Here is a 12,513-nt window from a genome sequence, read left to right as displayed (position 1 = left end):
CTACCGGGGTCCACCATGGGGTCATGACCACCGACGCCGTCGTGCGCGTGTTCCCCGTCGATGCCGCGACCGCGTGGGCCCTGGTGGCCGACCCCCGCAACCACGGACGGTGGGTGCCGCTCACGCGGGTGGGGCTGTCGACGGACGCGCCCGAGGTCGGGTCGGTGTTCACGGCGGTGTCCGGTCCGTTCGCTCGGCGGGGCGCGCCGGGGCTGGCCGACGTCATGCGCATCGACCGCTACGACCCGCCGACCGACACCCGCACCGGTGTCGCGGAGTTCACCAAGACCGGGCACGTGCTCAAGGGCACCGCGTCGATCGTGGTCGTGCCCGCCGGTCCCTCGTCGTGCCGGGTCCTGTGGAGCGAGCACGTGTGGCTGGCGGGACCGGTGCCGCGCCGACTCACCGAGCTCGCCATGCGTCCGTTCCTCGGCGGCATGGTCCGATATGCACTAATGCGCGCTCGGAGCGAGGTTCGCGCAACAGATCACCACTGACTGTTCTGACAACGCAACGGATCGCGCCCAGATGCGCAATCCGAGATCCGGCCGTCGGACCGTACCGGCTCGTACCCTCGTGGGAACGACACGCCACGAGGAGCCACCCATGCCCCCCACTGCCCCCGGACGTACCGCTCGCCACTACCTGATGTGCGAGCCGGTCCACTACACGGTCTCCTACGAGATCAACCCGTGGATGGACAAGACCAAGCACACCGACGCCGGTCTTGCCGTCCAGCAGTGGCGACGTCTGCGCGACACCTACCTGGAGCTCGGGCACACGGTCGAGACGATCGACCCGATCGACGGCCTGCCGGACATGGTCTACGCCGCGAACGGCGCGACAGTCGTCGACGGCGTCGTCTACTCGGCGCGCTTCCGCTACGCCGAGCGTGCCGCCGAGGGCCCCGCGTACCAGAAGTGGTTCGCCGATCGTGGGTACGTCACGCACACCGCCGCCGAGACCAACGAGGGCGAGGGCGACCTGCTCGTCGTCGGCGACCTGATCCTGGCCGGCACCGGGTTCCGCACCGACCGGCTCGCGCACGCCGAGGCCCAGGAGCTGTTCGGCCGCCCGGTCGTCTCGCTCGAGCTGGTCTCGCCGCACTACTACCACCTGGACACGGCCCTCGCGGTCCTGTCGAGCTCGGCCGACGACCCGCAGATCGCCTACTACCCGCCCGCCTTCTCGGCCGGGTCGCGGGCCGTCCTGGAGCAGCTGTTCCCCGACGCGATCCACGCGACCTCCGACGACGCCCGCGCGCTCGGCCTCAACGCCGTGTCCGACGGGCAGAACGTCGTCGTCGCGCCCGGTGCCGTCGACCTCGCCGGAGCCCTGCGCGAGCGCGGCTACAACGCGATCCCCGTCGACACGAGCGAGCTGCTCAAGGGCGGCGGCGGCGCCAAGTGCTGCACGCTCGAGATCCGCGCACCGCGATGACCCTCGTCTCGCCCGTGGCCGTGCCTTCCCGGACGTCGTCCGAGGCGTCCGACGTGCTCGCGCACAACTACCACCCCCTGCCGGTCACGCTCGTCGACGGGCTGGGGTCCTGGGTCACGGACGTCGACGGGCGCCGCTACCTCGACCTGCTGTCCGGGTACTCGGCGCTGAACTTCGGGCACCGGCACCCCGCGCTCGTCGCCGCGGCGCACGCGCAGATCGACCGGCTCACGCTGACGTCCCGCGCGTTCGACCACGACCTGCTCGTGCCGTTCGCCGAGGCGCTCGCCGGGCTCGTCGGACCCCTCGTCGCCGGACCACCGATGGTGCTGCCGATGAACACGGGCGCCGAGGCCGTCGAGACCGCGATCAAGGCCGCCCGCAAGTGGGGCTACGACGTCAAGGGCGTGCCGGACGGCCGGGCCACGATCATCGTGGCCGACGGGAACTTCCACGGCCGCACGACGACCATCGTGTCCTTCTCGACCGACGAGGACGCCCGCCGCGGGTTCGGCCCGTACACGCCAGGCTTCCGGATCGTCCCGTACGGCGACGCCGCAGCGCTGGCCGCCGCGATCGACGAGACGACGGTCGCCGTCCTGATCGAGCCGATCCAGGGCGAGCAGGGCGTCGTCATCCCGCCCGCGTCCTACCTGCCCGCGGTCCGTGCCCTGTGCACCGACGCCGACGTGCTCCTGATCTGCGACGAGATCCAGTCCGGCCTCGGCCGCACCGGGACCACGCTGGCGTCCGAGCTCTGGGGCGTGAAGCCGGACCTCGTGACGCTGGGCAAGGCGCTCGGCGGAGGCGTGCTGCCGGTCTCCGCGGTCGTCGGCCGGTCCGACGTGCTCGGCGTGCTGACCGCCGGCACCCACGGGTCGACGTTCGGCGGCAACCCGCTCGCGTGCGCCGTCGCCCTCGCGGTCGTCGACCTCCTGTCCGACGGCTCGCTGCAGGCCTCCGCCGCGTCGCTCGGCGCCCGCTGGGGCGAGCGGCTCGACGGGCTCGTCGCCGACGGCCTGCTCGCCTCCGTCCGCCGCGCGGGCCTGTGGGCGGGGCTCGACGTCGTGCCCGGATCCTCGTCGGGACCCGTGGACGGCCGCGACCTCTGCGAGCGGCTCCTCGCCCGCGGCGTGCTGGCCAAGGACACCCACGGCTCGACCATCCGGCTCGCTCCCCCGCTGACCATCACCGAGGCCGACCTCGACCTCGCGACGGACCACCTGGAGCACGCCCTGCGCTGACCCGGCCAGTGCGCCGGCGAGCGCACCCCTGAACGTCCGCGTCCGTGTGGCCCCTGACCCGCACGGGCGCGGACCTGCCTCCGACGAGGAGACGCAGCGACGCCCGAGCCGAGGGTCGCCTGGGCGGCCGTTGGCTCGGACGTCGCGGAGCGGATCAGCTGAACTTGACGGCGCCGAACAGCCAGCCGTTCAGGCTCGCGCCGCCGACGGCCATGCTGGAGACGTCGGTGCGGCGCATCTGGGCGTCGTGACCGGGCGAGTTCGACCAGGCCGAGACCATCGTCGACGCCGAGCCGTTGCTGACGCAGGCGACGATGTTGTCGCTGCCCGAGTGCCAGATGCCCCCGGCGTTCGCCATGGTGATCGCGTGCGACGTGAGGCTGCCGCTGGTGGACACGGAGAGCTGCGGCAGGCCGAGGCTCGCGCGGTAGGAGTTGATCGCGGCGCCGATGGCTCCGGCACTGGAGGCACCGGCCCCCGAACCACCCGAGCCGCTGCACACCTTGCCCCCCGCGGGGATGCCCGAGGGGGCAGTGGCCGGGGCGCCTGCGGCAGCACCCGAGCTCGACCGGGGAGCCGTGGTCCGCGAGGTACGTGCGCTCTTCGTCGAGGCGCGGGCGGCAGCGGCAGCGGCGGCCTGCTGAGCGGCGGCGGCTGCCGCGGCCTGCTCGGCGGCGATGCGGGCGGCCTCGGCAGCCTCCCAGGCGGCCTGGCCGTCGATCGCGGCCTTCGCAGGTGCGGCGACGCCGCCGGTGACCTTGCGCAGCGACGCGGCGCTCGTGGCGGGCGCCACGAGCGACGCGGCGACCGCGGACGACGCGGCGGTCAGAGCGGCACGCGGGGCGTCGCCGGCGTTCGGGGTCGCACCCAAGGTCGCGTTCGCCTGGTCGACGACCGACTGCGCCTGGGCGGCGGCACGGGCGCGGTTGGCGGTGAGCGCCGCGGTCGCGACCGCGAGCTCGGCGGCCTGCTCGGCGGCCGCGTCGCGGGACGCGGCGACGACCGGCCCGTCGACCCGCAGCCCGGCGGCGAGAGCGGCGTCCTGGGCCCTCAGGCGGTTGGTCTCGGAGGCATAGACCGCGCTACCCGAGGAGAGGGCGACGACGACGACGGCCGCGACAGCCATCCACACGGCGCGCCGCGCATAGCGCTCCCGGACCGGGGTCGCGGGCGGGGCGGACGCGGGCGCGCTCGCGACGAGCGGGGACGGCGCCGACGGCTGGCGAGGCACCTCGACGGCCGGGGCGGCCGGCGGCTTCAGGGAGCGCGCGGCGGGTCCACGTCGGGGCTTGACCGCGCTCTGCGCGGCGGCCTCGGAGGCGGCTGCGGCGACGCTCACCAGATCGAGTTCCGACACGCCGACTGGCTCGGTCTCGGCCACGTCCACGACCGACGCGCGCGGCGTCGGTACGGTGTCGATGCGCTTCTTGGTGTCTCTTGCCACGTCGCCTCCATCACGAAACTGCGAGGACGCTCCGATAGACCGTCCCACAGGTCCTCTCGGCATGCCCGCTGTCCGGCTTGAGCACTCTTGGGGCATTGGCATTCGGGGGACGCCGGCACGTCACGGACCCGCGGCCTCGGCCATGATGAGCGGGTGACCGACGACACCGGGCTCGACTCCCTGGACACCGCCATCCTGCGCGTGCTCGGCCAGGACGCTCGCGCGACGTTCGCGCAGGTGGGCGAGCAGGTCTCGCTCTCCGCGCCGGCCGTGAAGCGTCGTGTCGACCGGCTGCGCGACCGCGGCGTGATCCGCGGCTTCACCGTCCGGCTCGACCCCGCGGCGATGGGCTGGCAGACCGAGGCGTTCGTCGAGCTGTTCTGCCAGGGGTCGACGAGCCCGGCGACGATGCGCGCGGCCGTCGAGCACTACCCGGAGGTCGTCGCCGCCAGCACGGTGACCGGCGACGTCGACCTCATGGTCCAGGTGCGGGCGCGCGACATGCGGCACCTCGAGCGCGTGGTCGAACGGCTGGCCGCCGAGCCGTTCGTGTCCCGGACGCGCTCGACCGTGGTCCTGTCCGCGCTGGTGCGGCGCCCCGACGTCCCGCCGGACCCGGAGGCCTGAGACCTTCCGCCGCCGGCCTAGCTCGCGGCGGCCGCGTCCGCCGCGCAGCGGTTGGTGACCACCATGACCGGGCAGTCGGCGTGGTGCAGGACCGCCTGGCTGGTCGACCCGAGCAGCAGCCCCGCGAACCCGCCCCTGCCGCGTGACCCGACGACGATCAGGTCCGTCGCGGCGGAGAACTCGGTGAGCAGCTCGGCGCCAGTGCCGTCCAGGGCGTGCCGTTTGACGGTCACGCCCGGGTGGTCGGCCAGCGCACGGTCGACGACGACGTGCAGGCCCTCGGTGACGTCGCGCAGCACCTGCTCGCGGTCCACGGCCGCCGGCAGCCAGGCCAGGACGCCGGTCATCGATCCGACCGGCACGCCCGCGACGGCGGTCAGCTCGGCGTCCCACTTCTCCGCCTCGACGATCGCGTACCGCAGTGCGTACTCCGCCGCGGGTGACCCGTCGACGCCCACGACGATGCGGCGCACCGGCCGGACGGGCGGGATGGCGACATCGTCGGGGAGCGGCTTGCCACCACGCCGCAGCGGGACGACGACCGTCGGGCAGTACGCGTGCGCGGGCAGGGCGGACGAGACGGTGCCGAGCAGCCGGTCGGCGAACCCGCCGCCCCCGCGCGTCCCGACGACCACCGCGCGGACGGTGTGCGACATGTCGACGAGGACGCCCGCCGCATCACCGGTGACCACGGTCGCGGTGACGGGCAGGCCCCGGCCGGAGACGCGCGCGGTCGCCTCGGCGAGCACCGCTCGTGCGCCCTGCTGGATGGTGGAGTCGTCGAGGGCCGCGTAGCCGCCGTCGAGCGAGGCCGCGGTGAAGGACGGCAACGAGTAGCTGCAGACGATGCGCAGGCCCCAGCCGTGCGTCACCGCCTGCGCGGCCGCCCAGTCCAGGGCGTGCAGGCTGGCCGACGACCCGTCGACCCCCACGAGGACCACGTCGTCTCTCATCAGGGACCTCCCGACTGCTCCTCAGACCACAGTCACGCGACGACGTACTGCGACCAGAGCGGTTCCGTGCGAACCGAGGTGGTCCCGAAGGCTACCGACCATCGCGGCGCCCTGGGGACGAATCCGAGCTCCCAGCCGATCTCGTGCAGGAGCCGGTCGGCCTTGCGGTGGTTGCAGCGGACGCAGGCCGCGACGACGTTGGTCCACTCGTGCCGCCCGCCGCGCGAGCGCGGGTGCACGTGGTCGACGGTGTCCGCTCCCCCGCCGCAGTACGCGCACCGGTGGTTGTCCCGCTGGAGCACCGTGCGGCGTGTGGGCGGCACCGGACGGCGGACCGGCACGTGCACGTACCGCGTCAGGCACAGGACCACGGGCAGGGGCACCGCGACGTGCTCGGAGTGCAGCAGCCGGCCGTCGGACTCGAGCACCGTGGCCTTGCCCGTCATCACCAGGACGACCGCGCGGCGCAGGCTCACGATGCACAGCGGTTCCATGCTCGCGTTCAGCAGGAGGGTTCTGGCTGCAGAGCCAGGTGCCGCAGTTCCGGCCAACGGGGCGGGGGCTTCCGCTCCCCCGGTCGTCTCAGCGGTCAACGTGTTCACGAGCACGGCGTTCTCCCGACCTCGGGCGGTCGGACCGGCTGGCTGCCGGCCCGGCGAAGCGAAGCAACAGCGTGGTGCACGGCCAGACTACGCGCCGCTCATCGGCGGCTGGGGGACAACGGGCCCGGACGTGGCGAAGCCCCGACGACAGCGGTGTCGTCGGGGCTTCGTCGTGCGGTGCGGCTGAGGTCAGCCGATCCGGATGAAGACAGGCGCGCTCTGCCAGATGGCGCGGAACTGGATCGTCTTGCCCGGGCGGGGCGAGTCGATCTGCGAGTCGCCACCGGCGTAGATCGAGATGTGCCCGGGGCTCCAGATCAGGTCGCCCGGCTGCGCGTCGGCGCGGGAGATGACCGTGCCCGCCGCCTTGATGCCCCCGGACGTGCGAGGCAGGCTGATGCCGAGCTGACCGTAGACGTAGGAGACGAAGCCGGAGCAGTCGAACCCGGCGGGGGTGCTGCCACCGGACACGTACGGCGTGCCGACGTACTGGGCGGCGATCTCGAGGACCGCGTTGCCGGCGACCGACTGCGGGACGGCGGCAGCGGGGGTCGTCGCGGCGGCGGCACGTGCTGCGCTGCGCGAGGCGGCCTTGGCCTTGGCCTTGACGGGCGGGGGCGGCGGCGGGGGCGTCTCGGCCGTGACGGCCGGGATGTCGACCGTCCACGTGGCGTCCGCCGGCGAGGTGACGATGGGGGCGGTGTCCAGCACGGCGCGCGCCGAGGCGGTCAGCGCTGCGGTGTCCACTGCGGGGAGCGCGCCTGCGTCACCGGCGGTGGCCGATGCGGGCGAGCTGAGCATCGAGACGACGAGTCCCGACGACGCGGCCACGACGGCTGTACGACGACCGACGGTGCCGATCTGACCCGTGGCAGCAGCTGCCAGTTCCGTCAGTGGCGTCGAAGGACGCCGCGCCGCACGGTGGCGGGCGCGAGTAGTGCTCACGGTCACGCTGTGCCTCTCCTGAGGCCTACGAGGTCAGCTGTCGGGTTCGGATGGGAGAACACCCGGCCGCGTTCCCGGCGAACCGGATCTGCGACTTCACCCCAAGGACACCGAACTTCCGGTGCCCGCAATTGGGTCCCCCGCCCCTGCCGGCGGTTAGAGCGAACCTCGGAGCAGCGGCAGGGTTAGGCGTTCTGCTCGAGGGCTTCTCCGGAGGAGGGTTCTGGAGAAGCAGGACGAACGTACATGACGCTCGCAGCGATTGTCACGTTCCGGTCACGAGAATCTTCCCTCGTGTTGGACGGCCGTCCTGTACTCGGTGCGAGAACCGCCGAGGTGACCTGCGAAGACGCAGGTGGGACGCCGTGCTGCATGGTCGGCAGACGTCACCCACGGGCCCGCAGGAAGATCACGGACCTATCGGACGAACGTGCCGATGACCAGAAGCAGGGACGGGGCCGTCCGGTCGGAGGCGGTCAGCGCGCCCCGACGAAGATGTGCCGGGCGACGTCCTCGGGCAGGTCGAGCAGGATGTCCGACCCCGCCGACGAGACCGTGACGACGCCGTCGGAGCGCTCGATCGAGATCTCCTGGTGCGGCTGCACGCCCGCCTCGGCCAGCCGCGTCAGCAGCTCGACGTCGACCTGCAGCGGCTCGGCGATGCGGGCCACGACGGCCCGCTCGACCCCGTCGGGCCCGATCTCGCCCTGGAACACGACGAGCGACGTGACGCCGTCGAGGAAGCCCTCGTGCGTGGTCTCCTCGCCGATCTCTCCGAGCCCAGGGATCGGGTTGCCGTAGGGGTCGAAGTGCGGGTGGTTGAGCAGCTCGGCGAGGCGGATCTCCACGCGCTCGCTCATCACGTGCTCCCAGCGGCAGGCCTCCTCGTGCACGTACGGCCACTCCAGGCCGATCACGTCGGTGAGGAGCCGCTCCGCGAGGCGGTGCTTGCGCATGACCCGGGTGGCCTTGGCCTCGCCCGCACCGGTGAGCTCGAGGTGCCGGTCGCCGCTCACCACGACGAGGCCGTCGCGCTCCATGCGCGCCACCGTCTGGGAGACCGTCGGGCCGGAGTGCCCGAGCCGCTCGGCGATACGGGCACGCAGCGGGGTGATGCCTTCCTCGGTGAGCTCGTAGATCGTCTTGAGGTACATCTCCGTCGTGTCGATCAGGTCGCTCACTGCTGCAGCCTCCAACGTCGCGTCACCGTGCTGCTGCACAGGCTAGTTGCTCGCGCGGACATCGGGGGCCGACGACCGCCTATCCTCGGGCACGTGCCCGACGAACGCGCCCCGCTGACGATTCCCGCCCACCTGCTGCCCGCCGACGGCCGCTTCGGCTCCGGCCCGTCCAAGGTCCGCGCCGCGCAGCTCGAGGCGCTGGCCGGGACGTCCGCGGCGCTCATGGGCACGTCGCACCGGCAGGCGCCCGTGCGCGCGCTCGTCGGGCGCGTGCGCGCCGGCCTCTCGGCCCTGCTCGACCTGCCCGACGGCTACGAGGTCGTGCTGGGCAACGGAGGCTCGTCGGCGTTCTGGGACGTCGCGACCCTGTGCCTCGTCGACGACGTCGCGGCGTTCGGGACGTTCGGTGAGTTCGGCGCCAAGTTCGCGGCCGCGGCCGGCCGTGCGCCCTTCCTCGGCACCCCGGTGGTCACCGCCGTCCCTCCCGGCGAGGTCTCGGTGCCGGCGTTCGTCGACGGGGCCGACACCTACGCGTGGCCGCACAACGAGACCTCGACCGGTGTCGTCGCTCCGGTGCGACGCGTGGCCGGGTCGCGCGAGCAAGGTGCTCTCGTGCTCGTCGACGGGACCTCCGGTGCCGGCGGCCTCGCCGTCGACGTCGGCCAGACCGACGTCTACTACTTCGCCCCGCAGAAGTCGTTCGCGTCCGACGGCGGGCTCTGGCTCGCCGCGGCCTCCCCCGCCGCGATCGAGCGCGCCGCACGCATCGAGTCCGGCGACCGGTGGGTGCCCGAGTTCCTCTCGTTCACGGCGGCCGTCACCAACTCGCGCCTGGACCAGACGCTCAACACCCCGGCCATCGCGACGCTCGTGCTGCTGGCCGACCAGCTCGACTGGATCCTCGGCCAGGGCGGCCTGTCCTGGGCCGCGGAGCGGACGGCGACGTCGGCCGGACACCTGTACGGCTGGGCGGACGCGCGCGACTGGGCCACGCCGTTCGTCGCCGATCCCGCGATCCGGTCGAACGTCGTCGGGACCATCGACCTCTCGCCCGAGATCGAGGCGCCGACCGTGGCGAAGGTGCTGCGCGCGCACGGCGTCGTCGACGTCGAGCCCTACCGCAAGCTCGGCCGCAACCAGCTCCGGGTCGCCATGTACCCGGCGGTGGACCCGGACGACGTGCTCGCCCTCACGGCCTGCGTCGACCACGTGGTCGACCAGCTCCTCTGACGGGCGCCCTCCGCACACGACGACGCCCGCCCCCGGTCAGAGAAGGGGCGGGCGTCGTCGCGTGCTGTTACTGGGTCGCGCTCCGGCGGCGACGCGAGATCGCGACGAAGGTGACGGCACCGGCGCCGATCACGATGAAGCCGATCGCGGCCGCCAGCAGCGGCGCGTCGTTGCTACCCGTGGCCGACAGGACGGACGCGCTCTGACCGGGATCGGCGAGCACCTGCGTCACCGTCGTCACCGACGGCGTCGGGTCCGGCGAGTCGAGCACCTCGGTGTTGGGCGGGTTGCACGCTGCGGTGGCGCCCGGGTACATGGCGGTGGCGTCGGCCTCGGGGTTCACCTTGAAGTGGATGACCATGCCCTCACGGACCCAGTTGTACTGGTCACCCTTGACCCAGGTGCCGTCCGGGTTCTGGGTCCAGCCCGGCCAGTCGACGACCTTCCCGCCGGTGACCACAACACCCGGGAACGTCAGCGTCCCGCTCAGCGGACGGTCGGGGAAGACCAGGTCGGGGCCGCTCGGGTTGACGAACGTGATCGTCACCGTCTGGTTGGGCGTACCTTCCGGCACCGCGTTGTACGTCAGGGTGGGGACGTCCTCGGAGCAGAACGTCTGGACCTTGACGGTCAGCACGCAGGGTGCGGGGTACTCGCCCGTGTCCGTGCAGCCGGTCGTGTTGACCGTCGGCGAGGGGGCGGGGTTGTCGGCGGCGACCGAGGCCGGCGCCATGACGAAGCCCAGGAGGGCTACCGCCAGCACCACGATGATGCCGCGGAGTGTTCTGACCATGATCTCGCCTTTGCTCGCGAATCGGACATTTCAGACGGCCATCATCGCCCGCCGAAACCCAGAAACGTCAGGGCAGATCGGGTGAAGCGGGATAAACCGGACAGATTCACCCACACTTCATCCCTTGGAGTGAACATGTGTCCAACTCCCGGACGCGCGTCCGCAGCGAACGGGTAGGTCAGGGTCAGGGGGTCACGGGCAGGTGGCCGTGGCAAGACCGGAGTCGGTCAGCGTGGGTGTCGTCCACACGCTCACGGCGCCGTCCTTGACGGGGACGGTCACCGTGTACGACTCGTGGCCGCCGGGCGGCAGGATCGACGTCACGATCTCCACGTCGCGACCCGTCGCCGTGCCGGTCTTCCCGCCCACCGTGCCCCCGTCCAGACCCAGCGGTGCGAGCTTCTCGCCGACCGCGGAGTAGACGCTGATGTTCGTCGCGAGGGTGCCCAGGGGCAGCCCGTTGACGCCCGGCCCGATGACGTACGCGGGCAGGCCCGCGATGTTCGCCGGCGGGGCGTAGTCGAGGTCGAGCCGGACCGTCGCGCTCGGGTCGGGCCCGCTGCACCGCAGGTCCTCGATCGTCACCTGGGTGCTGAGGTAGAAGTCGAGCTTGCCGCCGGTGCCGTCGTTGAGGAACACGCCCGTCGCGTCCGGGAAGTCGCCTGACAGGAAGGCGCCGCCGAGCGGCGTGGCTGCGAGCGTCCCCTGCTCGTCGGCGTCCGCCGACCAGATGCGGATCCGGCCCTCGGAGCCGGCGGTGGACAGGGCGGTGACCAGGTCGTGCGTGTTGCCCTGCCCCGTCCCGACGGCACCGAAGATCGCGGCGGCCACGTCGGCGTAGAACTGGTCGACCTTGGCGGGGTCGACGATGTTCAGGTAGGCGTCGTGCAGGAGCACGTCCACCACGTCGGCGGCGTTCACCGTCGTGCCGCCCTTGGCGGTCACCGGACCGGTCGCCTGCAGCAGGTAGCGGGCGCCGACCGGGTCCGCGGCGATGACCCCGTCGACGTGCTGGCCCATGTCGCGCTCCCAGCGGGCCGAGAGGAGCTGTGCCGAGCGGGGGAAGTCGGGGGTCATGACCGAGTCCTGCACCCAGCGGCCCAGCCGGTCGGTGTCGAGGTTCAGCTCCTCGTCGGTGAGCGGGAGGATCGGCTCGGGGATGCCGGACAGGTCGAGGGTCGAGCGCTGGTCGACGAGCGTGATCGCCCCGTCCTCCGCGTGCAGCACCGCGAAGGCGCCGACGATGCCGCCCGCGCTGCGCAGCTCCGCGCTGTTCAGCGACACCATCAGGTAGGTGCGGGGGCCGTCCGCGCCGAGCATCGGGGGCACCAGCGTCGCCACCTGGGCACCGGCGTCGAGCGCACCCGTCACCGTGTCGAGCGACGTGCTCAGCTTCTCGACGGGCCCGGCCAGCTGCGAGACGAGCGCACCCGTGTCGATCTGCGCGACCGCGTCCTGCGCGTGGTGCGCGCTCGCCGCGGCGGCGATGATCTCCGGAGCAGCGTCGATGAGGGGCGCGAGGTCCACCCGACCGTCCTCGCCGCGCGCGCCCTCGATGTTCAGCAGCGCGTTGAGCTTGCTCACCGCCGGGAGCGCGTCGGTGGTCACGCCCTCGAGCGACGTCGAGACGATGCGGACCGCCTCGAGGTTGGCACCGAGGAACGGGACGTGCTCGGCCGCCCGCCAGACCGGGTCGTTCGTCGCATCGACCGCGCGCCCCAGGTCGTCCCGGACGGCCGGCAGCTGCTCCGCGATCTTGTCGGTGCCGCCGGTGTTCAGGTCCTGCTGCATCGCGACGAAGCCGCTCTGCGCGGCGTACAACGCCTGCGACGCCTGGATGGCCCGGTACGCCAGCCACGCCCCGAGCAGGACGAGCACGAGGATCAGCGCGAGCACCGACCAGACGATCGTGCGCGTCCGGCGCGCATGCGGTGCGCCGCGGGAGTGCCGCGCCTGCTCGGCGAAGGGCTCGTCGAAGAGATCGCCCGAGTCGGGGGGTCCCTTGACGGTTGTACTCACGGACAGATCGTCACATGCCGGACATCGCCCGCGAC

At 72.7% G+C, this 12,513-nt stretch carries 12 protein-coding genes and 1 riboswitch; of the genes, 5 read left to right on the top strand and 7 right to left on the bottom strand.

The genetic code is table 11. From position 1 onward, the window contains the following. Nucleotides 1–23: 23 nt before the first annotated feature. The 3 genes from AC1DZC_RS19090 to rocD all read left to right on the top strand — a co-directional run bounded on the left by AC1DZC_RS19090 (nucleotide 24) and on the right by rocD (nucleotide 2,684). Nucleotides 24–497, top strand: a complete 474-nt coding sequence (locus AC1DZC_RS19090) for an SRPBCC family protein (RefSeq protein WP_477044356.1) — start codon at nucleotides 24–26, stop codon at nucleotides 495–497. A gap of 109 nt (nucleotides 498–606) precedes the next feature. Beyond that, nucleotides 607–1,440 (top strand): dimethylargininase, encoded by an 834-nt coding sequence (gene ddaH / locus AC1DZC_RS19085; RefSeq protein ID WP_477040317.1) that lies wholly within the window; start codon nucleotides 607–609, stop codon nucleotides 1,438–1,440. After that, nucleotides 1,437–2,684 carry an ornithine--oxo-acid transaminase gene (rocD, locus tag AC1DZC_RS19080; protein ID WP_477044355.1) on the top strand — a complete coding sequence of 416 codons (1,248 nt, stop codon included), beginning with the start codon at nucleotides 1,437–1,439 and terminating at the stop codon, nucleotides 2,682–2,684. The genes ddaH and rocD overlap by 4 nt, the downstream gene beginning before the upstream one ends. Nucleotides 2,685–2,838: 154 nt before the next feature. On the opposite strand, the gene AC1DZC_RS19075 is transcribed toward rocD, so the two are convergent. Beyond that, nucleotides 2,839–4,128, bottom strand: a complete 1,290-nt coding sequence (locus tag AC1DZC_RS19075) for a CAP domain-containing protein (protein WP_477044354.1) — start codon at nucleotides 4,126–4,128, stop codon at nucleotides 2,839–2,841. 153 nt (nucleotides 4,129–4,281) lie between these two features. On the opposite strand from AC1DZC_RS19075, the gene AC1DZC_RS19070 reads away from it, so the two are divergent. Beyond that, nucleotides 4,282–4,755 carry an Lrp/AsnC family transcriptional regulator gene (locus AC1DZC_RS19070; protein WP_477040320.1) on the top strand — a complete coding sequence of 158 codons (474 nt, stop codon included), beginning with the start codon at nucleotides 4,282–4,284 and terminating at the stop codon, nucleotides 4,753–4,755. A gap of 17 nt (nucleotides 4,756–4,772) precedes the next feature. On the opposite strand, the gene AC1DZC_RS19065 is transcribed toward AC1DZC_RS19070, so the two are convergent. The 4 genes from AC1DZC_RS19065 to AC1DZC_RS19050 form a co-directional block, all read right to left on the bottom strand. Beyond that, on the bottom strand, nucleotides 4,773–5,711 hold the full coding sequence (locus tag AC1DZC_RS19065) for a universal stress protein (protein WP_477040342.1): 939 nt from the start codon (nucleotides 5,709–5,711) through the stop codon (nucleotides 4,773–4,775). Between the two features lie 29 nt (nucleotides 5,712–5,740). Then, nucleotides 5,741–6,202: an HNH endonuclease gene (locus AC1DZC_RS19060; protein ID WP_477040321.1), complete on the bottom strand. Its 462-nt coding sequence runs from the start codon at nucleotides 6,200–6,202 to the stop codon at nucleotides 5,741–5,743. Nucleotides 6,203–6,499: 297 nt separating this feature from the next. Beyond that, on the bottom strand, nucleotides 6,500–7,141 hold the full coding sequence (locus AC1DZC_RS19055) for a C40 family peptidase (RefSeq protein ID WP_477040322.1): 642 nt from the start codon (nucleotides 7,139–7,141) through the stop codon (nucleotides 6,500–6,502). A gap of 122 nt (nucleotides 7,142–7,263) precedes the next feature. Further along, nucleotides 7,264–7,429, bottom strand: a riboswitch (cyclic di-AMP (ydaO/yuaA leader). Between the two features lie 302 nt (nucleotides 7,430–7,731). Next, nucleotides 7,732–8,436 carry an iron-dependent transcriptional repressor DtxR gene (locus AC1DZC_RS19050; RefSeq protein WP_477040323.1) on the bottom strand — a complete coding sequence of 235 codons (705 nt, stop codon included), beginning with the start codon at nucleotides 8,434–8,436 and terminating at the stop codon, nucleotides 7,732–7,734. Nucleotides 8,437–8,529: 93 nt separating this feature from the next. Here AC1DZC_RS19050 and serC point away from each other — a divergent pair, with 93 nt between their 5' ends. Further along, a complete protein-coding gene (gene serC, locus AC1DZC_RS19045) occupies nucleotides 8,530–9,666 on the top strand; it encodes a phosphoserine transaminase (protein WP_477044353.1) in 1,137 nt (378 codons plus the stop codon). A 67-nt stretch (nucleotides 9,667–9,733) separates the two neighbouring features. On the opposite strand, the gene AC1DZC_RS19040 is transcribed toward serC, so the two are convergent. Both AC1DZC_RS19040 and AC1DZC_RS19035 read right to left on the bottom strand, forming a co-directional pair. Beyond that, on the bottom strand, nucleotides 9,734–10,459 hold the full coding sequence (locus AC1DZC_RS19040; protein WP_477040325.1) for a peptidase: 726 nt from the start codon (nucleotides 10,457–10,459) through the stop codon (nucleotides 9,734–9,736). A 192-nt stretch (nucleotides 10,460–10,651) separates the two neighbouring features. Beyond that, the gene (locus tag AC1DZC_RS19035) at nucleotides 10,652–12,478 is read right to left on the bottom strand and encodes a DUF4012 domain-containing protein (RefSeq protein WP_477044352.1); all 1,827 of its coding nucleotides are present in this window, start codon (nucleotides 12,476–12,478) and stop codon (nucleotides 10,652–10,654) included. Nucleotides 12,479–12,513: the final 35 nt, after the last annotated feature.

It is taken from the genome of Cellulomonas sp. P2_B4 (assembly GCF_056404795.1).
Note: the sequence above shows the minus strand (reverse complement) of the source record. Positions and strands in the feature narration are given on the sequence as shown.

Bases quoted from the DNA above. Each gene is read 5' to 3' on its own strand.
- AC1DZC_RS19090 (WP_477044356.1), top strand. From the start codon at position 24: ATGACCACCGACGCCGTCGTGCGCGTGTTCCCCGTCGATGCCGCGACC.
- ddaH (WP_477040317.1), top strand. From the start codon at position 607: ATGCCCCCCACTGCCCCCGGACGTACCGCTCGCCACTACCTGATGTGC.
- rocD (WP_477044355.1), top strand. From the start codon at position 1,437: ATGACCCTCGTCTCGCCCGTGGCCGTGCCTTCCCGGACGTCGTCCGAG.
- AC1DZC_RS19060 (WP_477040321.1), bottom strand. From the start codon at position 6,202: ATGGAACCGCTGTGCATCGTGAGCCTGCGCCGCGCGGTCGTCCTGGTG.
- AC1DZC_RS19040 (WP_477040325.1), bottom strand. From the start codon at position 10,459: ATGGTCAGAACACTCCGCGGCATCATCGTGGTGCTGGCGGTAGCCCTC.